19 protein-coding genes and 1 pseudogene are annotated in these 23,871 nt (G+C 45.1%); 17 read left to right on the top strand and 3 right to left on the bottom strand.

Annotated elements, in window-relative coordinates; all coding sequences use genetic code 11:
- Nucleotides 1–30: 30 nt before the first annotated feature.
- From M0N77_RS01780 to M0N77_RS01800, 5 genes are all read left to right on the top strand, one after another.
- The gene (locus M0N77_RS01780; RefSeq protein WP_353102984.1) at nucleotides 31–1,062 is read left to right on the top strand and encodes a peptidylprolyl isomerase; all 1,032 of its coding nucleotides are present in this window, start codon (nucleotides 31–33) and stop codon (nucleotides 1,060–1,062) included.
- A gap of 122 nt (nucleotides 1,063–1,184) precedes the next feature.
- Nucleotides 1,185–2,474, top strand: coding sequence for a molybdopterin molybdotransferase MoeA (locus tag M0N77_RS01785; RefSeq protein WP_353102986.1), 1,290 nt, complete (start codon nucleotides 1,185–1,187; stop codon nucleotides 2,472–2,474).
- Nucleotides 2,475–2,680: 206 nt separating this feature from the next.
- Complete coding sequence (gene moaA, locus M0N77_RS01790; protein ID WP_353102988.1) at nucleotides 2,681–3,751, top strand: GTP 3',8-cyclase MoaA; 1,071 nt, start codon at nucleotides 2,681–2,683, stop codon at nucleotides 3,749–3,751.
- Between the two features lie 82 nt (nucleotides 3,752–3,833).
- Nucleotides 3,834–4,364: a molybdenum cofactor biosynthesis protein B gene (gene moaB / locus M0N77_RS01795; RefSeq protein ID WP_353102989.1), complete on the top strand. Its 531-nt coding sequence runs from the start codon at nucleotides 3,834–3,836 to the stop codon at nucleotides 4,362–4,364.
- Between the two features lie 59 nt (nucleotides 4,365–4,423).
- On the top strand, nucleotides 4,424–4,666 hold the full coding sequence (locus M0N77_RS01800) for a MoaD/ThiS family protein (protein WP_353102991.1): 243 nt from the start codon (nucleotides 4,424–4,426) through the stop codon (nucleotides 4,664–4,666).
- Between the two features lie 6 nt (nucleotides 4,667–4,672).
- Here M0N77_RS01800 and M0N77_RS01805 read toward each other — a convergent pair whose 3' ends face one another.
- Together M0N77_RS01805 and M0N77_RS01810 are read right to left on the bottom strand one after the other, a co-directional pair.
- Nucleotides 4,673–5,143 carry a hemerythrin domain-containing protein gene (locus M0N77_RS01805; protein WP_353102993.1) on the bottom strand — a complete coding sequence of 157 codons (471 nt, stop codon included), beginning with the start codon at nucleotides 5,141–5,143 and terminating at the stop codon, nucleotides 4,673–4,675.
- Nucleotides 5,144–5,291: 148 nt separating this feature from the next.
- Complete coding sequence (locus tag M0N77_RS01810) at nucleotides 5,292–5,783, bottom strand: M48 family metallopeptidase (protein ID WP_353102995.1); 492 nt, start codon at nucleotides 5,781–5,783, stop codon at nucleotides 5,292–5,294.
- 344 nt (nucleotides 5,784–6,127) lie between these two features.
- Here M0N77_RS01810 and M0N77_RS01815 point away from each other — a divergent pair.
- From M0N77_RS01815 to moaA (M0N77_RS01865), 11 genes and pseudogenes are all read left to right on the top strand, one after another.
- A pseudogene (locus tag M0N77_RS01815) lies at nucleotides 6,128–6,868 on the top strand (IS5 family transposase).
- Nucleotides 6,869–6,925: 57 nt separating this feature from the next.
- Nucleotides 6,926–9,316 carry an FdhF/YdeP family oxidoreductase gene (locus M0N77_RS01820; protein WP_353102997.1) on the top strand — a complete coding sequence of 797 codons (2,391 nt, stop codon included), beginning with the start codon at nucleotides 6,926–6,928 and terminating at the stop codon, nucleotides 9,314–9,316.
- A gap of 10 nt (nucleotides 9,317–9,326) precedes the next feature.
- Nucleotides 9,327–10,343, top strand: a complete 1,017-nt coding sequence (locus M0N77_RS01825; RefSeq protein WP_353102998.1) for a formate dehydrogenase accessory sulfurtransferase FdhD — start codon at nucleotides 9,327–9,329, stop codon at nucleotides 10,341–10,343.
- A 350-nt stretch (nucleotides 10,344–10,693) separates the two neighbouring features.
- Nucleotides 10,694–12,685, top strand: coding sequence for a heme lyase CcmF/NrfE family subunit (locus M0N77_RS01830; RefSeq protein WP_353103000.1), 1,992 nt, complete (start codon nucleotides 10,694–10,696; stop codon nucleotides 12,683–12,685).
- Nucleotides 12,682–13,947 (top strand): c-type cytochrome biogenesis protein CcmI, encoded by a 1,266-nt coding sequence (gene ccmI / locus M0N77_RS01835; protein ID WP_353103001.1) that lies wholly within the window; start codon nucleotides 12,682–12,684, stop codon nucleotides 13,945–13,947. Before M0N77_RS01830 ends, ccmI begins: the two co-directional genes overlap by 4 nt.
- Nucleotides 13,948–14,603: 656 nt before the next feature.
- Nucleotides 14,604–14,774: a hypothetical protein gene (locus tag M0N77_RS01840; RefSeq protein WP_353103003.1), complete on the top strand. Its 171-nt coding sequence runs from the start codon at nucleotides 14,604–14,606 to the stop codon at nucleotides 14,772–14,774.
- Between the two features lie 130 nt (nucleotides 14,775–14,904).
- Complete coding sequence (gene torC, locus M0N77_RS01845; protein WP_353103005.1) at nucleotides 14,905–16,149, top strand: pentaheme c-type cytochrome TorC; 1,245 nt, start codon at nucleotides 14,905–14,907, stop codon at nucleotides 16,147–16,149.
- A gap of 94 nt (nucleotides 16,150–16,243) precedes the next feature.
- The gene (gene torA / locus M0N77_RS01850; RefSeq protein ID WP_353103007.1) at nucleotides 16,244–18,757 is read left to right on the top strand and encodes a trimethylamine-N-oxide reductase TorA; all 2,514 of its coding nucleotides are present in this window, start codon (nucleotides 16,244–16,246) and stop codon (nucleotides 18,755–18,757) included.
- 180 nt (nucleotides 18,758–18,937) lie between these two features.
- Nucleotides 18,938–19,666: a molecular chaperone TorD gene (gene torD / locus M0N77_RS01855; RefSeq protein WP_353103009.1), complete on the top strand. Its 729-nt coding sequence runs from the start codon at nucleotides 18,938–18,940 to the stop codon at nucleotides 19,664–19,666.
- Between the two features lie 57 nt (nucleotides 19,667–19,723).
- Nucleotides 19,724–21,037: a gephyrin-like molybdotransferase Glp gene (glp, locus tag M0N77_RS01860; protein WP_353105545.1), complete on the top strand. Its 1,314-nt coding sequence runs from the start codon at nucleotides 19,724–19,726 to the stop codon at nucleotides 21,035–21,037.
- A gap of 293 nt (nucleotides 21,038–21,330) precedes the next feature.
- Entirely contained in the window at nucleotides 21,331–22,446 is a 1,116-nt protein-coding gene (gene moaA, locus M0N77_RS01865) for a GTP 3',8-cyclase MoaA (RefSeq protein WP_371834181.1), read from the top strand.
- 161 nt (nucleotides 22,447–22,607) lie between these two features.
- Here moaA (M0N77_RS01865) and M0N77_RS01870 read toward each other — a convergent pair whose 3' ends face one another.
- Nucleotides 22,608–23,264, bottom strand: coding sequence for an IS1595 family transposase (locus tag M0N77_RS01870; protein ID WP_353103013.1), 657 nt, complete (start codon nucleotides 23,262–23,264; stop codon nucleotides 22,608–22,610).
- A 65-nt stretch (nucleotides 23,265–23,329) separates the two neighbouring features.
- Here M0N77_RS01870 and moaB (M0N77_RS01875) point away from each other — a divergent pair, with 65 nt between their 5' ends.
- Nucleotides 23,330–23,860, top strand: coding sequence for a molybdenum cofactor biosynthesis protein B (gene moaB / locus M0N77_RS01875; RefSeq protein ID WP_353103015.1), 531 nt, complete (start codon nucleotides 23,330–23,332; stop codon nucleotides 23,858–23,860).
- Nucleotides 23,861–23,871 lie beyond the last annotated feature (11 nt).

The following is a 23,871-nucleotide window of genomic DNA, read 5'->3' on the forward strand; positions in this document are numbered from 1 at the left end:
CTCATTATTATCAGTAGTGGAGTAACCCTTATGACGGTCAATACCTATAACCCAACTGAACACGCTAATCATAATAGCCATAGTACTCACAGTACCCATAGTCATCAGGCCACTACTGCTAACCGTATACCAGTGAGTAGTGACGAGGATATTATCCGTATCATGCCGACGACAGACGATCTAAAAAAACCGCATTCGGATAAAGAGTTTATCGAAAGAGCGATGGCAGAGGAGAGAAGTAATCACAAAAACCTAATCGCCTCAAGCCGTGATGAGCTGCCTTGTGTTACGGTCAATGGGGTAATGATTGATAGAATAGCTATCGCCCAAGAGCTACAGTACCATCCGGCGGCTAATAAAGAAGATGCGGTGTTTTTGGCAACACAAGCTTTGGTCGTGCGCGAGCTGCTAAGGCTAGCGGTGTTAGACGAGCCAAGTTTAGGCGCAGCGGCGTGGGATAAAGATGAAGAACAAGCCATCTCTGCATTGATTGACAAAAACGTACAAGCCACTATCGCCGATACCGCGACTTGTGAGCGTTATTATCAACAAAATATGGCAGACTTTAAGACCGATCCTATTATGTCGGTGCGTCATATTTTATTAGCCTGCGCGCCTGATGACGGTGACGAGCGTCTCAAGCTCAAAAAGAGCGCTTATGAGCTGATTGAGCAGATCAAAACCGATAGCAATCCTAGTGCTCAGTTTATTGAGTTAGCCCGTCAATATTCTGCTTGTCCCTCAAAAGAGCAAGGTGGAGAGTTAGGTGTGATTGATAAAGGTCAAACCGTTCCTGAGTTTGAAAGCCATCTCTTTAAGTTAGAGGCAGGTCTGGCCCCTAGTCCGATTGAGAGCCGCTACGGTTTTCATATCGTTGAGGTGCTAGATAAGCAGCCTGGTATTCAAATGACTTATGAGCAGGTAAGCCCTGCTATTCACAATAAGCTGAGCCAACAAGCCTTTCACCAAGCGCTATGCGATTATCTTTTCACTTTAGCCAATGAGGCTAATATAGAAGGTATTGAAATGAGCCTTGAGCAAGAAAATATCTTTCGAGGCTAATGGTTATTGCTTAATGTGAATAGTTAAGGTTAAGCACTCTTTTTTTGATAATTCTATTTATAGCCAAGCTGATAGCAGCTAGTAGTAGCTAAAAGTAGAGTGAATAAAATAAGTAGGTCATTATGATTACAGTACAAGCGTTACAGTCGGCGATAAAGCAGCGAGTACATAGCTATAATGAGCAGGACTTTGCTTTGTCTAAAAGGCCAGTAATAAGCTGCCCTTTGTTACAGAGTGATCAGCAGGTATTGGCAGAGTATATCATCGCCCCTTTTGCCATTCCTAGGCAGAACGTCTCAGCGATGGATGGTTATGCTATTGCCAGTAAGAGTAGCCTATCTAACGCTAGTATTATTGAGATTGTGGGCGAATCACAAGCTGGCAGTCCTTATACTGGCGTACTAAAAGCAGGGCAGGGTATTCGCATCTTTACCGGCGCGGTTGTCCCCGATAGCTGCACTACAGTAGTCATGCAAGAGAATACTAACTTTGAGCTGATAAAAGATAAAATTGATAAGTCGCAGCCTTATGAGATTATCTTAGCCAAAGCCGCTGACGTTGACGCCAATATTCGTAAGCAGGGCGAGGAGATTCAGCAAAACGAGCTGATACTCGAGCAAGGCAAACGCCTTAATCCGGCTGATATAAGTCTGCTTGCCAATTTGGGAATCTGTGAGGTCAAAGTATTCAAGCCGCTCACCGTAGGCTTGCTAGCAACGGGCGATGAGCTAGTCGCGCTTGGGGATAAGCTCAAGCATTCCGCCCAAATTTATAACTCCAATACCCCTACGCTCAAAAGTTTACTCAAGCCATTACCGATAATCATCAACGATTACGGCATTATTGCTGATGATATGGCGCAGACCACTAAAGTGGTGACAAAAGCGATGAAAAAGTGCGATGTGCTAATCTCAACGGCTGGGGTTTCGGTTGGTGATTATGATTATTTGACTAGCGTCGTTGAGCAATTGGGTCAGATAAACCATTACAAAGTAGCGATGAAACCTGGCAAGCCCTTTGTATTTGGTGAGCTGACAAAAAATGTTGAGGTGCCTGTCCTGTATTTCGGTCTGCCGGGTAATCCGCTATCTACCGTGGTAGGCTCATTGCAATTTGTCATTCCCGCTTTATGGCAGCTACTCGGAGTCAGTAAGCCGGAGCAGCCCATGCAGCTGACCCTAAAAGCCACACTAAAGGACGATATCAAAAAATCGGTAGGTCGGATGGACTTTCAGCGCGGCTTATTATCAAAAGCGGCAGATGGCAGCTATCAAGTTGACTGTTTTCGCCGTCAGCAATCGCACCGAATCAAGCAGCTTAGTCATGCTAATTGCTTCATTGTGTTAGCGCAAGACAGCGGCGATATTGCCGCAGGAACTGAGGTAGAGGTACAGCCTTTTCCTTGGATATAAACGCAAGATCTCAAGCTAGTTAATTTACATCAATGAGCCCTAATTGACCTACTATGTACTCCTTAAGGAGTAGAGCGAGGATCACTTAGGGTTATTTTGTAAGGACTGGTTTTTTGTCATAATAGCCACTTAATAACCCTTTTTCTATTCATAACCTGAGGCAACGCTTAGAGCCAACCACTTATCTATATTAACGGTAACCCCATATGACCCATCTTGCCCCCATATCAGGCAATGAGCCGCGCTATGCTCTTAGCCCCGCATCTACATCGCTTACGCCCCTATTCAGTCCTAGCAAACCACAACCGCTGACCGATAATTTTTCGCGGCAGCTGACTTACTTGCGTCTGTCTATCACAGACTTTTGCAATTTTCGCTGCGAGTACTGTTTGCCGGATGGCTACCAAGGTAAGCCGCCTGAAGGAGAGTTGACGGTCGCAGAAATAGCAACGCTAGTACGCGGATTTGCACAAGTAGGAACCGTTAAAGTTAGAATTACCGGCGGCGAGCCTTCTATTCGCCGTGATGTGGTCGATATTATCAAAACCATCAAGCAGACTCCCGGTATCGAGACGGTAGCGATGACCAGTAATGGCTATAAGCTTGGCAAGCATTTGGCCAGCTGGCAGGCTGCGGGACTCAATCAGATCAATATCAGTATGGATAGCTTTGATGCCAAAGTTTTTCATAAAATGACTGGGTTTGATATGTTGCCGCAGTTGCTGAGCGATATGGATACATTGCTTGAGACGACTGATATTAAGCTAAAAATAAACAGCATCTTGATGGCTGAGACCGCTTATGAAAACCTAATCAACGCTATCGATTACGTCAAGCAGCGTCCTGTCACTTATCGCTTTATCGAATTTATGCAAACGAGCGATAATAGCGAGCTGTTTTTTGCTCAGCACGCGCAGTCCGATATGATTAGCCATTATTTATTGCAGCAAGGCTGGCAGCCACACGCGCGCGGTAGTGCTGGTGGTCCGGCGATAGAATACAGTCACGCCGATTATCTTGGCCGCATTGGTATCATTGCCCCTTACGCTGCACACTTTTGTGATAGCTGTAATCGCTTGCGGGTCAGTAGTCAAGGCAAGGTACATCTATGCTTATTTGATCAGGGCAATTATGATATTCGTGAGCATTTACGCGCGGATGATGTGGCAGGTTTAGTCAAGAGCCTGCATAGCTTTATGCCAATCAAGCCTGAGCATCATTATTTGCATGAGGCTAATAGTGGCATGATGTCCAACTTATCGCTGATTGGCGGTTAGAATGGCTTTTATGCTGTTTATTTTATAGTTTTTTATTTTATAGCTTTTTACTTTTACCCATTGTATTTATCAAGGATTATCCATGAGCAAGCCTGCCGCTGAATTTATTCCGCTTAATATCGCTGTTTTGACGGTCTCTGATAGCCGCACCCTTGAGCAAGATAGCTCAGGACAGTATTTGGTCGATCAGCTGAGCGCTGCCGGTCATCATTTGGCCGATCGTGAGCTGATCAAAGATGACATTTATCAGATTCGAGCGGTATTGAGCCGCTGGATAGCCGATGCCAGCATACACGCTGTGATTACGACAGGCGGCACAGGTTTTTATATCAGAGATAGTATGCCAGAGGCGGCAGGTATCTTATTCGACAAGTCTATCGACGGCTTTGGCGAGATGTTCCGTCTTATCTCAAAAGAGGATATCGGTATGTCGACGGTACAGTCGCGTGCGATAGCGGGTATGGCTAATGGCACCGGGATATTTTGTTTGCCAGGATCAACAGGAGCGTGCCGTACTGGCTGGGAGGGTATCTTAAAAGAGCAGTTTGATAATCGTACGCGCCCTTGTAATTTTGTGCCGCACTTTATGCGCGTGAATCCTAGCCACAGTTAAACAAAGTTAAACACTGAAATAGCCAACACGCCCATATCCACTACTTTGGAGGCTCAATAATGCAGATCAATATTTTATATTTTGCTAGCCTAGCCGATGAAGCCCACTGCCATGAAGAAAAAATCGCCGTGAGCGCATCGACGTCTTTATCTCAGCTCTATGAGCAATTACGCACCAAGCACCGTTTTAGTCGTCCGCAGTCTGAGCTGCGAGTGGCAGTGAATGACTATTTTGCTAAATGGACGGATGAGGTGCAAGATGGCGATAGCGTAGTATTTATCACTCCTGTGGCAGGCGGCTAACGCGCGCTAACGGTTTTCATCCAAACGCTTTACTTTCTCTGAGCTCGCTTCATAGATAGCGTCGAGCTCGCTTTGGCTCAAATAAGCCTCAGCTAACAAAAATAACTCTCGCTCCTCAAAACGAATATGCTCATACAATAGGCTGCCAAGCTCTCGGACTTGATTTGCCGTTATTGGTTGGCCTTCAGCTTTTTGAGTCTGCTCTATTTGTTTATGAAGTAATATATGCTGCTCACTAAGCGTAGCCAGTGCCGCTGCGACTTTAGGTACGGAGTCTTTGTAAGGCTGCAAAGCCATAGCGATTAAGTTATCTTCGATTTGAAAATGATGCCTCATATCATCGATATAAGCCGTCAGCTTCTGCCAATGCGTTTTTATCTCATTTGGCGTATCTGCACAGTCTTTGGCGTGACGAGATAAATTTAGGCCAAGATGATGCTCGCGTGATAGGGGCTGTAACTGCTTAGCACGTTTCATAATTATCCACCTCAATACATCAACATAAACGGGTATCAGCTAAAAAACTTTAGTCGGTATTACTTTACCATACTTAGTTTATCATCATTACTCCAGCCTATAACTTCGGCATAATAGCTATTAAGCTAAGCTAATCTCAGTTCAGCTACTAGGGTGACTGCTCACGCCAGTGTAACCATAAACGAGTATCGAGTTCAAACTGATGATACTGAGGCTCCATATGGCAGCATAGCTGATAAAAAGCCTTGTTATGATCTTTTTCTTTAAAGTGGGCTAACTCATGCACCACAATCATCCGCAAAAACTCAGGCGGCGCCTCCTTAAACAAACTCGCTACCGTAATACTATTATGCGCTTTTAGCTTACTGCCTTGCACTCTAGACTGATAAGTATGGATACCCAGCGCTTCTTTGAGCACTTTAAGCTTGCTGTTATAACTCACTTGCGATAAAGAGCGACTATTACGCATGTAGTTATTTTTTATCTCATTAATATATTGATACAAAGCTTTGTCGCTTTGTACCTCATGTAAGCTCGGATATTTGTTACTAAGATAATCCTCCAACTGGCCACTAGTTATCAATAAGCGCGCCTTTAGTTGGATAGGCTCAGGATAATGAGCGAGATATTTTAGAGTCACTGCAGGTATCCTCAATAGTTGAGCGATTAAAGCGACTATTATAGCTAATGGCAGAAGTCTTTTTTGAATAAAGCTATAAATCGGTACTATTTTGTAGCATTTTTTAATCCTTCTCTGCTATAGCAACGACAATACTGGTAAAGTAAGAAAACTAGCGACTTTTACTGGCCGATATTGCATCCGCTAATCATGGCATAAGTAAGTTAGTGAAAGTTTGCATTATCCTTTAGGGACGCTCCTACTCATTATTCATTGCTCGTTCCTAGGGCGTGTATTCAATTGGATAAGCCCTAAATAATAGTTACAATACCGCATCTATTGAGACGATGCGAGAAATACAAGTTATGGCAAGAAAAGCATTAACAGATACGCTTTGGGATCAATTGCAATCGACGATGATAAAGTACGGCTGCTATCAAACTCAAAACAGCCGAGAGATCATGGAAGCCATACTGTGGAAACTACGCCTTGGCGTGACATACCTGAAGAATTATGTTCGTGGAAAACAGCCTATAGTCGTTTCAACCGCTGGTCGAAAACTGGCTTATGGGCGGATTTTTTTTTGGCTTTGAGCAGAAGTTGATACGGAATGGGTATTCACAGACGGAAGCTATGTTCGCTGTCATCAGCATGCAAGTGGAGCTCGGCGTGGTGAAGAGCGAGCAATTGGACGAAGCCGTGGCGGCGCAACTACAAAGATACACCTATCCTGTGATGCCGATGGATATCCGCTCCATTTTAAAATCACTGGGGGTGACGTCCACGACAGTCAAATTGCAGGTGAATTGATTGAGATGATTGGGCAAGCTGATTACTTTATCGCTGATAAAGGCTATGACTCAGAGTCTATCAGAGACAAAGCTCGAAGCCATAATATGATACCTGTCGTTCCTAAAAGGAAAAATGCCAAACAGCCTAATCCAGAGTTTGATAGCTATTTGTACAAACTGCGTCATCTTGTTGAAAATATGTTTGCAAGGCTTAAGCATTTTCGTAGTATCGCTACTCGCTATGAGAAGTTAGCGCGTAATTTTAAGTCAATGCTTTATCTGGCGTGTACTATCGTTCATTGTAAGATGAATTGAAGACACGCCCTAATACTCCTTATCAGCGTTATTTATTAGTGAGATGTGAGGTCTGTTATGCGCAAGATTCCGATTTATAAACACCCTGCTGCTGGTTGGCCAGCCTTGATTGCCTCCACTCGTAAACTGATGGATTATAAGTCTTTTTTGCGAGGTAGTTTAAGTGTGCTGCAAAGCAATCAGCCTAATGGCGGCTTTGATTGTCCAGGTTGTGCATGGCCGGATCATAAGTCGCACAAGACCTTTGATGTCTGCGAGACGGGTATCAAAGTACTAGCTAGCGAGACTATGTCAGTTAAGGCTGATGCCAAGTTTTTTGCTCGTCATAGCGTTACAGAGCTGCAAGGGTGGAGCGGCTACGAGCTTGAACACAGTGGGCGCTTATCTGAGCCGCTGCGCTATGATGCCAAGCAAGATAAATACTTGCCGATTGCTTGGACACAGGCCTACAAGATTATCGCTGAACAATTAAACCAGCTTGATACCCCTGATGAGGCGCTGTTTTATACCTCAGGGCGCGTGACCAATGAGCCGGCATTTTTATATCAATTGTTTGTGCGCTGCTTTGGTACCAATAATTTGCCAGATTGCTCCAATATGTGTCATGAGCCCACCTCAGTGATGCTAGGGCGGCAGTTAGGCGTGGGTAAAGCAACAGTGATGCTTGAGGATTTTGAGCAAGCTAAATTAATCCTGATGTTTGGACAAAATCCGGCGACCAACCATCCGCGTATGCTTGAGATGCTGGCTCATTCGCATAAAAAGGGCTGCAAGATTATCTCCATTAATCCCATGCGTGAGCAAGGCTTAACGGCCTTTAGAAATCCGCAAAAACCTGCGCATATGGCCGCCGGACAAAGCGATGATATGGTTGATAGTGTAGTACAAATCCAAATCGGCGGCGATACAGCCTTATTGACAGGTATGGCGAAGTGGCTGACCAAAAACAATAAGATAGATACCGATTTTATTGAGCAGCATACCTCAGGATATGATGAGCTGGATCAATGGCTGCGTCAACAATCTTGGCAGGACGTTGAGCGCGGCTCTGGTATTAGTAAACCAGAGATTATCGAGCTTGCAAAGCTCGTTGCACAGAGTCCAAAGACGATTTGTACCTGGGGTATGGGTATCACTCAGCACGTGCAAGGCGATGATAATGTAGCGATGATTACCAATTTGCTTTTGATGATGGGGATGATAGGTATCGATGGGGCAGGCGCCTCCCCAGTACGTGGTCACTCCAATGTGCAAGGCGATCGGACGATGGGCGTGCATGAGCGTCCTGATAAAAAGCTGCTCGATAGCTTGGAGCGGGTATTTGCGCGTCCTATGCCGCGTGAGGATGGATTTGATGTGGTCGCTGGTGCAAAAGCGATGATCAAGGGGCAGATAAAAACCTTTATGAGTATGGGCGGTAATTATGCCGCCGCCGCTCCTGATCCTAGCGCGATACAGCAAGCACTGACAAACAATCAGCTCAATGTCTTTGTGGGTACCAAGCTCAATGAGACTATGCTATACCCCGGCGCTAATAATATAATTTTGCCTTGTATTAGCCGTACGGAGAAGATAATAACCGCTAAGGGCGAGCAGTTTGCCACTACTGAGGACTCGATGTGTCAGATATCACGTACGCAAGGTAATCTCAAACCGATTAGCGATGAGATAAAATCGGAGGTACAAATCATCGCCGATTTAGCCACGCAGGTATTGGAGGATACGAATATTCCTTGGCAAGCGATGAGTCAAGACTTCGATATTATTAGAGATTATGTCGCGCAAACCATCGAGGGCTTTGAGAATTTTAATGAGCGGATTCGCGCAGCCGATCGTGGTTTTCATTTGTATCATCCGGCTCGTCACCGCATTTGGAAAACTAAAAGCGGTAAGGCGCAGTTTGAGGTGCCTCAGTATCCAATCAATTATGTCGCTATGCAGATGATGGAGACGACAGAGTCGCAACAGTCAGCAGACAATAGCGCAGCTGGTAGTAGCTCTAGTCATAAGCCCAGCGAGCAAAGCATTTGGCAATTGACCAGTGTGCGCAGTCACGATCAGTTTAATACTATGATCTTTGGCTATCAAGATCGCTATCGCCAGACCGAACGCCGTGATGTATTGTTTATGCATCCAGATGAGATGAGCCGCTTGGGGTGGCAAAAAGGCGATCAAGTGATGGTCACGCGTCATGAGAGTAGTGATAAGCCGCGTAGCTTAGGACCACTGGTTTTAACCGAGATGGATATTGCTGCCAACGCGGTAGCAACTTATTATCCTGAATGTAATGACTTATTTGATCTACATACGCATGCGCCGGATTCTAATATACCCGCTTATAAGTCATTGACGGTGATTTTGCAACGTGTTGCTGCCCAAAGTCATGAGCGTACGCCTGCTAAGGCAGAGAGTATTACCAGTGCTGATAAGCTTGTAGCGTCTACTTAAGAAGGATTTGATGAATAAAGATAGCGCTCAAATAGCAGCGTCTGAAACCATAGCAATGACAGCATCTTGCGCTACACCGCTGGCTCGCGAGCATCTAGCACAAAAGCATTATTATGCTAACTTTACAGAAGCTAAGCTGATTGATATCTATAATCAAGCGGCAAGCTTAGCGGTGGAGGCGGCTGTTGCTATCGTCATCAATGGTATTCATTATGCGGTACTGATGGCTAGTCCTCATCAGCTAGAGTATTTGGCAATAGGGTTTTTGTATAGCGAAGGCTTGATTGCTCATAGCCACGAGCTACTAGATTGGGAAGTGATTAAACTGACCGATGCACAAAAGCGTCAAGCCTATAATGAAGAGATAATCCGGGAGTCAGCTCAGTCAACTTCAGCCAATCTACATTCGGCTCAGTTAGAGGATAACGCAAGTTTTGAGCATCTACTCGATTATGATACTTATGTGGTGGAGCTGGTATTAAATCAGCGTTGCCATCAGCGCATTCAAGCGCAAAAGCGTCAGCTAGCAGGGCGTACTGGGTGCGGAATGTGCGGCATTACAGGATTGAGTCAAGCGCTACCTGATCTACGTGATTATATGGCCGATTCTATGACTGATGCTGTAGGTAGGCGTGAAACCTGCGTTACCAAACCTAGTCTCGATAGCCTATTGAGCATCCGCGCGCAAGTTAGCGACTTGCAGCACACTCATCAGCTGACAGGAGCGGTCCATGCGGCGGCTACTATGCAGGGTAGTGAGCTTTGTCTGTTTGAGGATGTCGGTCGCCATAATGCTTTGGATAAACTCATTGGTTGGCAATTGCGGCACAAAAAACAAGTGCCCTATGTCGTAATGACGTCAAGGCTATCTATTGAGCTGATACAAAAATCTATTCGCATACGTCTGCCTTGGTTAATAGGAATGTCGGCACCAACTAGTACGGCGGTTCGAGTGGCACAGCGTTACGGTCTGGGACTAGCAGGGTTTTTGCGAGAGGATAGAGTGACTTATTATTCCAAGTTTTAAAATTTAGTTTTAAATCCCAGTTTTAAATCCTAATAGTATTTATTAAAGTCATCCAATAGCGCTATCCTAATAGTAGGAGAGCGCTTTTTTGTAGCGTTTTATAAAAAAGCTGGAAACCTGTTTAAAGCGGCAATATTACTAAAACTCGTGACTAAAAACACAGCGAGCAATGTCAATATAGAATAATCAATGCTAGACTATAGTAGCGCTAAGAATTGAGTCAAAAAAGCTTGAGTTTTAATCAAGAAAGCTTACTGAGCCCCTCTTAGCTTCTGAACATCTCCTAATTACCCTCAACGAAACGGGCTACTGTCAAGGATGACTTAAGTAGGTCAAACAAGGTCAGGTCTATGCTAATCACAGAGTTGGGTTACTTCGCTTTGGTGGTGGCTTTTGTCATCGCTATCTTGCAAGTGGTACTACCGACTGTCGGTATTCTCCATCATAATATCGCTTGGCAACGTCTCGCTCCTAGCTTAGCCGGGGTGCAGTTTTTGGCCATGCTATTGTCCTTTTTGGCATTGATGGCAGGCTTTTATTTCAATGACTTTAGCCTAAAGTATGTCGCTCAGCATTCCAATACTTTATTGCCTTGGTATTACCGTCTCTCAGCCACTTGGGGTGGTCACGAAGGCTCGCTTTTATTATGGATAACTATACTTGCAGCATGGGCAGCACTGGTTGCTTATTTTAGTCGCGGTCTACCGTTATCGATGCGAGCACGGGTATTAGTGATTTTGGCAGGCGTACAGCTAATGATGCTAGCGATGCTGATCTTTACCTCCTCGCCGTTTGAGCGCACTTTACCGCACTTATTAGTCGATGGCGCTGATCTCAATCCTCTATTGCAAGACCCCGGTCTGATTTTTCATCCACCGATGCTGTATATGGGTTATGTCGGTATGGTCGTGCCGTTTGCTTTTTGTATGGCGGCATTGTGGGCAGGCAGGCTAGATGCGGTATGGACACGCTGGTCAAGGCCTTGGACACAAGCGGCTTGGGGATTTTTAACCTTAGGGATCGCCCTTGGTTCTTGGTGGGCATATTATGAGCTGGGCTGGGGCGGTTGGTGGTTTTGGGATCCAGTTGAAAACGCCTCACTGATGCCGTGGCTGGCGGGTACGGCGCTGCTACACTCGCTGGCAGTGACCGAAAAGCGCGGCGTCTTTAAAGCGTGGACTATTATGCTGGCGATTTTCACTTTTGCTTTGAGCTTACTAGGCACGTTTTTAGTGCGCTCGGGGGTGATTACCTCGGTACATTCTTTTGCCTCCGATCCTACTCGCGGTCTTGCCATCTTAGTGATATTGGGGGTGGTCATCGGCGGCGGCCTGTTGATGTTTGCCGTTCGCGGTTGGCGCTTGACGGTGGAGAGTCAGTATCAACTGGTCTCGCGTGAGAGCTTTTTGGTGATCAATAACGTCATCATTCTTGTGGCGACTTTAGTCGTCCTATTAGGCACTCTATATCCTATTATTGCCGATGCTTTTGGTCTAGGGGAGGTCTCTGTTGGCACGCCTTATTTCAATGCGCTGTTTGTACCTTTAACGTGGCTGATTATGCTCGCGATGGGGATGGGCTCAAATATCCGCTGGAAAAAAGACAGCCGACCCTTACTAGGTCCTACGGTTATTATAGCTATCAGCAGTGCGCTGCTTGGCGCTATTATCAGCTATTTTGTCCATCCGGTCGCTATGCTCAACATAGCAGTCACACTGGCTCTTAGTTTTTGGGTATTAGCTTGGATGCTGGTCGATATCAAAGATAAAACCAAAAACGCTAGTAGTCTTTGGTCAGGTGTAAGACGACTAAAGAGCAGCTACTGGGGTATGCAGACCGCGCATTTGGGCGTACTGGTGCTAGCAATGGGTGTGGCGGTCACCAGTAGCATGAGTATTGAGACCGATGTGGCGATGAGAGTGGGCGACAGCGTGCACGTACAGGGCTATGACTTTGAGTTTAGAGAGTTACAAGAGGTCAAAGGCAGCAACTTCGATGCTACTCAAGCCCAGATAGTGGTGACCAAAGAAGGGCAAGCAGTTGCGACTTTATATCCTCAAAAGCGCACTTATATCGTTAGTATGATGCCGATGACCGAGGCGGCTATCGATGATAAATTTAGCCGAGATGTCTATGTGGCCTTAGGCGAGCCTATTACTCAAAGCGGTGAGGAGTGGGCGGTGCGTATTTATGTTAAGCCTTTGATCCGCTGGATTTGGCTTGGCTCTATTATCATGACTTTAGGCGCGCTGTTATCGATGTTTGATCGTCGTTATCGCTTTAAGCCCAGCGCACGGCTAGGCGCTCCAAGTGTCAGCGCAGATAAAGGAGGCGCTTTATGAGTATCTCAACCTTTGCTTTATTTGTGGCGCTAAGCTTAGCTATAGCTATCTTATCAGCAGTGCTCATTATCATGCCATGGCTGCGCCCAAAAAAAGATACTGCCGCTGATAATCAGCTTATAACGCTCAATATCGATGTCTACAAGTCCAGACTCGATGAGCTTGCCGCTGATAAACAAGCAGGAACGATTCACGCTGAGCACTATCAAGCGCAAAAAACAGAGCTTGAGCGTCAATTATTGGACGCTAAGCAGCCTGCCGCTGTCATGCATAAGCCAAGCCTAGCTAGTAAGTTAGCTATCGTTATAGGAGGCCCGATAATAGCTGGCCTTGCTTATACTTTTATCAGTGATCGCAGCAGTGTCTACGAGCTTTGGCAAGCGCAAGATAGTGTCGGGCAAGTGGCGGATGATTTGTTAACCGGTAAGATTAATGAGCCACCAGAGTGGGCGCTTGAGGATATAGCTGGACTATTTTCAGCCATGCAAACCAACGTTCATCATAATGCTCATGATTCAGAGCGCTGGATGCGTTTATCCAATATCTTCTTATCTTTTGAGGCAACTGAGTCCGCGCTTGAGTCGCTAGCCAGAGCTTATCGGCTCTCACCTCATAACGAGGAGATTGCGATGGCTTACGCGCAGATGAATTTCTTTGTGGCAGAGGGGATGTTAGACGATAGCAATCGCCGCGTACTGCTCGATGTGCTAAAAGCCAACCCTCAGCAACTAGAGGCGCAAATGCTCATGGTGATGGGTGAGGCGCGTATGGGCAATTATCAACAGGCTCAACACTGGATTGCCAAAATGCGTGAGGTGATAGCACAAAAACCTGGCGATCAAAGCGCTGAGCTGGCTGATTTGGATAATTTAACGGCTAATCTGCAGCGTCAACAAGCTGAGGCGGTACAAGATGTTGATATTACCGTGACTATTAATCCCAGCCTACTGCCGTTAATACAAGCCGACGATGTGCTATTTGTCGCTATTCGCGCGGCGGTAGGAGGGCCACCTTATGCGGCAAAACGCATTGCCATTAGCGAGCTACAACAAGGCGCTATCTTTGTGACCTTAAGTGATCGTGATGCGATGATGCCAGAACGTACGCTACGCTCTGCGCGCGCCTCAGGTGAGCAGCTGCTTGTTAGCGCTCGGATTAGTCATTCTGGCAATGCCACATCACAATCAGGCGATTTATCTGCCAACCCGGTAGTGCTCACCGACAATCAAATCAATATTCAGATTAATCAACAAGTCCCTTAGTTTTTTAGCCTGCTATCCACCCCAAAACCTATAGTGCTATTTATTTGATAGCGCTATAGGTTTCATTTTTTTAATACTCATATCAACTCTAAGCCTATCATTGAGGTATCACATTTATAAGAGTTAATTATGAAGTATAACTAACTAATAATATATGACTCATAGGTCTAATTATTTTTGTAATAGGTCTTACTTCTCCATTGGGTAAAAATCTGCCTTAACTTACGCTTCCAAATATTAAACATATTTATTATCCCTATAATAAACAAGGGTTTAGCTTAACTTATCGGATTTATAAAGACAGCCTAAAAATAAAACTAGCTTTCAATGGCAGTGCAAATACGCCAAGCTATAAAATCCAGGGCTTTATAGCGCTTTGATACGCTAATGAGATGTTTTAGAAACAAAGCTTTCGTGTTATAATTACCATTAGTAGGGAATTTAGCTATTAACCGCTTATAAATAATCCATTTAGCTACAGCTTTTGCAAAGCTATTAGTAGGATAATAAAGTTTATAATGGCGTTGATAAGCTAATAATAATTATAGCTTAATAATAATCATAAAATAAATACTATCCTACACAAAAAGTAATGACTCTTAAAAGTGAGTTAGAACAGTTTTTATAACTACGATAGCGATATAAAGAGGTGAGCTATGGCACTTGAAAAACAGCTAAAGCAAGAGCAGCAACCCATCAAACATGAATGGCTTACCGCAATTATAATGGCCTTTGTCGCCCTACCTATTATTGCCTTGCTGTTTCTTTGTGCTTATGGCTTTATCGTCTGGTTTGGGCAAATGTGGTTCTGGGGCCCACCAAGCTAACGGCTATTTAACTAAGGATTATTAATCTTAGGGTAATCAAGCTCAAGGTTATATTGATAAGCCACGACCCTTTATAAAATCTCAAATAAATCACAGCTTAAATTACCGTGACACGCGGTAAGGAATCGCCATGAACGCCATTAAACGCTTATTCAGTTGGCTGCGTCGCCTGCTATTAAAACCCTCCGCCAAGATTGGTTTGGGGTTACTGCTCATTATCGGGTTTGCCGGCGGTATTTGGTTCTGGGCCGGTTTTACTGCCGCCATGTCAGCGACCAACACCGAAGAGTTTTGTTTGTCTTGCCATACTATGGAGGACAACATGTTGCCTGAGCTCAAAAAGACTGTGCATTTCAAAAACCGTACGGGCGTTCGGGCCGTTTGTTCAGATTGTCACGTACCGCATGATTTCACCGATAAGATGGCGCGCAAGATGCAAGCCTCGCGTGAGGTGTTATCGCATGTAGTGGGTGATATCGGCACGCGCGAGAAGTTCTTGGATCACCGTATTGTTCTAGCGCAGCGTGAGTGGGGCCGCTTCAAGGCTAACGATTCCAAAGAATGCCGCTCTTGTCACGACTATGAGAGCATGGATTTTAGTAAAATGCGCGTGACTTCACAGATGATTATGCGTAGCGCCGCTGAGCGTGATGCCAGCTGTGTTGATTGTCATAAAGGCATCGCTCATGAACTGCCTAATACGGAGGGCATGCACGATCCTGCCTTTGACTCTTTATTATCTGAAGCCAGTCATGTCAAAGTCAAAGAAGGTAAAACTTACTATAACGTCGTGCCACAAGCGCTGTATCTCAGTGATAAAAAAGAAACTGAGGTCGGGGTAATTGAGATTGCCACTCCTGTCAAAGTGCTGGCCCACAAAAAAGGTATGACTCAAATTGAGCTTGATATGTGGCGCAAAAATAAAGGCTTTGGCCGCGTTTGGTACACCTATTTTGGTCTAAATATTCCAGATGTCACTATCGACAAAGAACTAGCACGTGATGAGAGTTTAGTCACTGTAAAAGAGTCAAAAGAAGATCCATTAACCGGCCTTGAGTGGCAAAAAGTAAGCGCTAAGCTTTGGATTGCTGATGGAGGTTTGATGAAGAGTATTGAGCCGGCATGGGATATTGCTAGTCAGACTTATGCAGATAACTGTAGTACTTGTCACCGTCAACCGGCTCCAAGCGGCCATGATGCCAACCAATGGCCAGGTCTGTTCAGTGGCATGGTCGGATTCACTAGCCTACAAGGGGATAGCGCCGCTTTAGTACTCAAGTATTTGCAGCTAAACTCCTCAGACTTTGGCCAAGACTCACAAGCGGGCGGCTCACCTGAAAATACTATTCAGGATGCCAGACCAGGTACCAGTTAAGCGAGTAAAGATAAGGTATAAGCCTATCATAAACCGCATTAACGACTAAAGCCTAACTATATTAAAGCACACCTTGGTAATTGGAGAAGGTATTATGAAAAAGATGAATCGCAGAGGCTTTCTGAAGTCACTAGCCGCCTTGTCTAGTACAGCATTATTGCCCATGCCTTTATTGGCTGATAATAGTATCGTAACCACTGCAAATGGCAAAAAAGTCGATGTAAGTAGCTGGAAGATATCCGGCGCGCATTGGGGAGCTTTTCGTGCCAAAGTAGAAGCCAATAGAGTCGTTGAGATTGTACCTTTTGAGTTTGATCAATACCCAACCAAGATCTTAGACGGTACTTTGGGCGTCATCTATAGCCCGTCACGAGTACGTTATCCTATGGTACGAGTCGACTGGTTCAAAAATCGCCATAAAAGCGATACCAGTCAACGCGGCGATAACCGTTTTGTGCGTGTTAGCTGGGATCAAGCGCTAGATATGCTCTACGAAGAGCTTGAGCGTATCCAAAAAAACCATGGTCCTTGGGCGCTGCATACCGCTAACGTCGGTTGGCGCTCAGTAGGTAACATTCATAGCTGTGGCAACCATATGCTACGCGCTATTGGAATGCATGGGCGTAGCGTCGGTACAGCCGGAGATTACTCCACCGGTGCCGGCCAAGTCATTATGCCTTATGTGCTTGGCTCCACGGAAGTTTATTCGCAAGGCACCTCATGGCCAGTGATCCTCGATGAATCAAAGGTGATCATCTTTTGGGCCAATGATCCGGTGAAAAACCTGCAAGTCGGCTGGAATACTGAAACCCACGAAGCTTACGAGTATCTAGAAAAATTACGCGAAAAAGTTAGAAACGATGACATCAAAGTCATCTGTATTGATCCGGTCAAAAGTAAAACGCAAAACTATCTAGAATGTGAGCACCAATACGTCAATCCATTGACTGATGTGGCGTTTATGCTAGCGCTGACGCATACGCTATATACTGAAAATCTTTATGATAAAGAGTTTTTGGATATGTACGCGCTAGGTTTTGATGAGTTTACCCCTTATCTTATGGGTAAAACCGAAGACATGGTTGAAAAAACCCCAGAGTGGGCGGCGCCTATTTGCGGTGTGGATGCCAAGCGTATTCGGGAGCTTGCGCGCTTGATGGCGAGCAATCGTACTCAGCTTATCTTTGGTTGGGCGATTCAGCGCCAGCAGCATGGCGAGCAACCTTATTGGATGGGCGCTATTATTGCCGCTATGCTCGGTCAAATCGGTTTACCAGGCGGCGGTATCAGCTACTCGCACCATTATAGCTCGGTTGGCGTCTCCTCATCAGGAGCTACCATGCCAGGCGCTTTCCCACTGAACTTAGATACAGGGCGTAAACCTAAGTACGATAATGAAGACTTTAAGGGCTATAGCTCAGTGATTCCAGTCGCTCGCGCTATCGACTGCTTACTAGAACCGGGCAAAAAGATTAATTTTAATGGTCATGAAGTCACTCTCCCTCCTTATAAAATGGGCATCTTTACCGGCTGTAATCAGTGGCATCGTCATCAAGATCGTAACCGCATGAAAGAGGGTTATCGCAATGTCGAGACAGTTGTAGCGGTGGATTATAACTGGACGGCGACTTGCCGCTTTGCTGATATTGTCCTGCCGGCTTGTACGCCTTTTGAGCGTAACGACTTGGATGCTTATGGCTCATACAGTAACCGCGGCGTCATCGCTATGCACAAATTGATTGATCCGCTATATCAGTCTCGATCCGACTTTGATATCTGGCGTGAGTTTACCAAACGCATGAAACGCGATTGGGAATATAGCCGGCAGATGGATGAGATGCAGTGGGTTGAACAAATTTATGAAGACTGCCGCGCGGATAACCTGAAAAAAGACTTCTATATGCCGCCATTTGCAGAGTTTTGGAAAAAAGGCTATGTGCTATTTCCTGAAGGGGAGAACTGGGTTCGCCACGCTGATTTTCGCGAAGATCCTGAGGTCAATGCCTTAGGTACGCCCTCAGGATTTATCGAGATTAGCAGCCGAAAAATTGCAAGCTATGGCTATGAGGATTGTAAGGGTCATCCTATTTGGATGGAAAAAATTGAGCGCTCACACGGAGGTCCGGGTTCTGATAAGTATCCGCTTTGGTTACAATCAGTGCACCCCGATACCCGTTTGCACTCGCAGACTTGTGAGTCTGAGGAGCGCCGCGCGACTTATACGGTACAAGAGCGCGAACCTTGCTACATGGGCCCTGAAGATGCCAAAGCTCGCGGTATCAAAGATGGGGATCTGGTCAGAGTGTTTAATGATCGCGGACAACTACTGGCAGGAGCGGTGATCTCAGATAACTTCCCGCCGGGTATTATCCGTATTCAAGAGGGGGCGTGGTATGGGCCAACAGGTCCTGAGATTGGTGCTTTAGACACTTATGGCGATCCTAATACAGTATCTTTGGATGTCGGTACTTCTAGTCTAGCGCAAGGCCCTAGCGCCAATACTTGTATTGTAGAGATGGAGAAGTTTGTCGGCAAAGCGCCTGCGGTGACCTCTTTTGGCGGACCTAAGTACGTCAACCCAGATGGTAGCCCTGCCAAAGCGATTTAACGATAGCCTTGGTTTGAAGCGCCTAAGTTAATCGTGCAGCTCTGCTAAAAATGCTAAACCATGCCTTTGTATCTCAATGCTATTAAGAAAATAGTATTGATTTATAAAGGCATTACTCCTTATGATACTGTGATTCATGCACAATTTGCTAGAGCCAATCCGCTATAAACAGGATACAAAATGACTATAACTACCGCCTCAACGACTGAGTCTCCCACTCCAACAACAACCGCCCCCATGACCACCGCGCAGCAGTGGCAAGAAGCAAATTTGGCACGCTCAGCGCTCTATCGCTGGTTTGCCGATGTCTTTGCTTTGGAGCTGACCGCCGCTACTGTTGAGAATTGGTTAGCTGAGCGCACTTATGACCCTATTCATGAAGTTTTTATTAGTCTAGATTTACAAAGCTGTAGCGCTCGGGTCAAAGATGCCATCGAAGCGCTTGGCAAATTACCCAAAAGCGAGCGTGCTTTGGAATTGGCGGCCGACTTTGCCCAGATATTCTTGCTTAGTGGCGATGAGAGCGCGCCGCCTTATGCCTCTTATTATCTCAGTAGTGATAAGCACCTATACGGCGAGCCGACTCAGCAAATGCGTCAGTTTTTGCAGAGTCAGCAGCTAAGTCTGCATACTGAGTTTCGAGAGCCTGATGACCATCTTAGCGTCTACTTTATGGTTATGAGTCTGTGGATTGAGAGTAGTAGTGCCCAAAACCAAGAGATGATTAGTAGTGCCGATCAGCAGCTTAGCTTTTTGGATAATGCTTTTATGAGCTGGTTACCGAAATTTAATGCGCGTTGTCAGCAGATTAAGGTGCAGACGGATTTTTATCCGGCGCTAGCAGCTTTAGCTGAGCAATTCGTATTGGCCGATAGCCAGGCGCTAGCGGCAGTGATCGCTGAAGCTTAATAAGCAGTGTGCTTTAATATGAGTCTTAGATAGTATTGATAAGTGAGTACCATAATAATGATTACCGTCGAGCAGCTCCAGCAAGCGATCACCCAACGTATCGCTACTTACTGTACAGAGGATTTCCCTTTAGCCGATAGAGCCACCCAAACTTGTGCCCTGCTAGCGAGTCAAAATCATATACTAGCTGAAGATATCACCTCAGATTTGGATGTGCCAACACAAAACATATCAGCTATGGATGGCTATGCGATTGCCAAAGGTAGCGAGCTGGCAGCGCATAGCAGTATTACCATCGTGGGTGAGTCGCAAGCGGGTAAGCCTTTTACCCAAGGGTTCTTAGATAGCTGTGCTCAGACGCTGCAAGCCGGCCAAGGGGTGCGTATCTTTACTGGCGCGGTGGTGCCAGAGTCTTGCGATACCGTTATTATGCAAGAAAATACTGATTTTGCTGAGCTAAGAGCCAATATCGACAAATCAAAACCTTACACTATTACTCTCACTCAAACCGCTAAGATGGATAATAATATTCGTAAGCAAGGCGAGGAGATTGAGCGCGGCGAGATCGTGCTGCATAAAGGCAAGCGCCTAAATCCTGCCGATATCAGCTTATTGGCAAACTTAGGAGTAGATAAAGTTAAGGTTTACCAGCCGTTGACCGTTGGTATCTTGGCCACAGGGGATGAGCTGGTCGCGATAGGAAATCCGCTTACAAGCTTAGCGCAAATCTACAACTCCAATACGCCAACGCTCAAAAGCTTACTAGCTGATTTGCCTGTGGTTATCCGTGATTATGGCATCATTGCCGATAATCTTGAGCAGACCACGACAGCGGTGCATCAAGCGATGACGGATTGTGAGGTGCTGATCTCTACTGCGGGAGTCTCGGTTGGCGATTATGACTTTTTAACTACGGTTATTGAGCAATTGGGTCAAATCAATCATTATAAAGTTGCTATGAAGCCGGGTAAGCCTTTTGTCTTTGGTGAGCTAAGTAAAAACCTAGCTAAGCCAGTATTGTATTTTGGTCTGCCGGGTAATCCTTTATCCACCATAGTAGGTAGCTTACAATTTGTCATCCCTGCATTATGGCGCTTATCTGGTGTGGAAGCTGATGATTTGCCTATGACTTTGAGCCTAGAGGCTACGCTTATAAATGATATCAGTAAGTCTGTTGGCCGCAAAGACTTTCAGCGCGGCGTGTTATCCAAAAACGAGCAGGGCGACTATCAAGTCATAAGCTTTCATAAGCAGCAGTCGCACCGTATCAAACAGCTTAGTCAGGCCAATTGCTTTATCGTACTGCCGCAACAGAGCGGTGACGTATGCGCTGGCAGTCAAGTCCAAGTCCAGCCTTTTCCTTGGGCATAGTAGCAAACTAGATCAATAATACAGTAGCGCGATAATACAATAATATAGCTATTTAGGAGTAATTGGCCTGATTAACTGGCAACTGGTTTAACCATGAGTTAAGCCAGTTATTGTAATTTTTGGTGCTATTTATGACTAGCTTTTGGTCGTAATCCATAATAATAAAGACAATATGCTATAATCAGTCGTAACATTAATAGACTCACTCATAACCTGAGGCAACGCCTAAAAGTACATAACCTTAGCGATAAACCACTATGACTTCTCAAAGCTTAATAACAGGGAGTACGCAAATGTATTCACCTAGTGCCGTACCTACTATTTTTGATGGTCAAACATCTTATGCTCTAGCCGCACCTGTTCACGTCACGCCGCCCGCTCCATCTACTCAAGCCACATCTGCTCATCAAACTAATACTCTCTTTGATACCACCCAGCCACTGACCGATGGTTTTGCCCGTCAGCTGACTTATTTGCGTCTGTCTATTACTGATTTTTGTAATTTTCGCTGTGAGTACTGTTTGCCTAATGGCTATCAAGGCAAACCGCCGGAGAATGAGCTCAGCGTCGCTGAGATTGATACCCTTATCCGCGCTTTTGCTGATGTTGGTACCAAAAAGGTGAGAATCACTGGCGGTGAGCCTTCAATTCGCCGTGATGTAGTCGATATTATTGATACGATTAGGCAAACCTCCGGTATCGAAACCATCGCTATGACCAGTAATGGCTACAAGCTGGGCAAACATTTGGCCAATTGGAACGCTGCTGGGCTGAATCAGATTAATATCAGTATGGATAGCTTTGAGCCGGATGTCTTTTATAAAATGACCGGTTTTAATATGCTGCCGCAATTACTGACAGACATGGATAAATTGTTAGCTACTACCGATATCAAGCTAAAAATAAATAGCATCTTGATGGCTGAGACCGCTTTTGAGAATCTGTTAAATGCCATGCAATATGTAAAACATCGGCCGGTTACTTATCGCTTTATCGAATTTATGCAAACCAGCGACAATAGCGACTTGTTTTTTGCTCAGCACGCCCAGTCCGATAGCATTGTTGCGTATTTATTAGAGCACGGTTGGCAGCCAAACGAGCGGGGTAGTAGTGATGGCCCAGCGATAGAATATAGCCACCCTGATTATCTCGGCCGTATCGGTATGATTGCGCCTTATGCTGCGCACTTTTGTGATAACTGTAATCGCTTGCGAGTGAGTAGCCAAGGTCGCGTGCATCTGTGTTTATTTGATGAAGGTAATTATGATATTCGTCATTATCTAAAAACCAATGATGTCGAGGGTTTGATTAATACTTTACATAGCTTTATGCCGATAAAACCCGAGCATCATCATTTGCATGAGTCTAACAGCGGTATGATGAATAATTTATCAATGATTGGGGGTTAGTTTTATTTTGAGCTAAAGTCTGACTTACCACTTAAAATTAACTAACCTAGGATAGGTTTTGACCTAGCATCATACTTTTGCAAAGGTTTAAAGCTGGGTTAAAAACCCAGCCTAAACAAAAAAATTGAATACTAAAAACTAGGGGCTGTAGTAGATAAGGATTAAATATCACACCATTTTCTCAAGGTTTTCAGCTGATTAGATGGTGAGCCATAGTTAAATCTAAACTCGCACTCTTTTAAAAATAAATGGAAGTTCTTCTTATCGATCCCATTATACTTTCTTAGAGTTCGTTTAGACTGGTTCCAAAAGTTCTCAATGCCATTGATGTGATTGTTTTTACCGCAAGTAAACTCTTTAGAATGATTGACTCTGAAATGTTTAAACTCACTCACATCTAATGCGTTGTAACTTCGATAGCTATCCGTATAAACAAAGCTGTCAGGCTTGATTTTACGCTTAATAACAGGCATTAGAGTAGTCTGTTTGGTGTCTGCTACGACAATGGTATAAACCTTACCGTTTCGTTTTAGAATACCAAATACAGCGGTTTTACCAGCAGCCCCGCGACCTCTTTTACCTTTGCGTACACCGCCAAAGTAACTTTCATCTAATTCGACTTCACCATCAAAAAGCTCATCAGCTTCTAATGAGAGATGGTAATCTATCACAAGTCTTATTTTATGATAAAAAAGTGCAGCAGTATTAGGCTGAATATCAAGCAAATCTGCGGCTGTTCTAGCAGTCACTTCAGCTGTGAAAAACTCTAACAGCCTTCGCTGTACTTTTTTACTGAGTTTACAATGGGTTATCTTCATAAAAGTAGTCTAGCATAGTGCTTATCTACTACAGCCCCAAAAACTATATTAATTAAGGATTATCCATGTCTAAGCCTGCTGCTGAATTTATCCCGCTTAATATCGCTATTTTGACGGTTTCTGATAGCCGTACTATCGCTGAGGACAGCTCAGGACAGTATCTAGTCGATGAGTTAAAAGCGGCCGGTCATCATCTGGCAGATCGTCAATTGATCAAAGATGATATCTATCAAATCAGAGCGGTTATCAGTGGCTGGATAGCAGACCCTACTATCCATGCGGTAATCACTACCGGCGGCACGGGTTTTTATATCAGAGACAGTATGCCAGAGGCGGTCGGCGTCTTGTTCGATAAGTCGATTGATGGTTTTGGCGAGATGTTTCGTTTGCTCTCAAAAGACGATATCGGCATGTCGACGGTGCAGTCGCGCGCGGTAGCTGGCATGGCCAATGGTACGGGTATATTCTGTCTGCCAGGATCTACGGGTGCTTGCCGTACCGGTTGGAGCGATATCTTAAAAGAGCAGTTCGATAATCGTACTCGTCCTTGCAACTTTGTGCCGCATTTTATGCGCGTTAATCCTAGCCATGGTTAAACCGTTTATAA

The organism is Psychrobacter sp. AH5 (assembly GCF_040371085.1).
Classification (GTDB): domain Bacteria; phylum Pseudomonadota; class Gammaproteobacteria; order Pseudomonadales; family Moraxellaceae; genus Psychrobacter.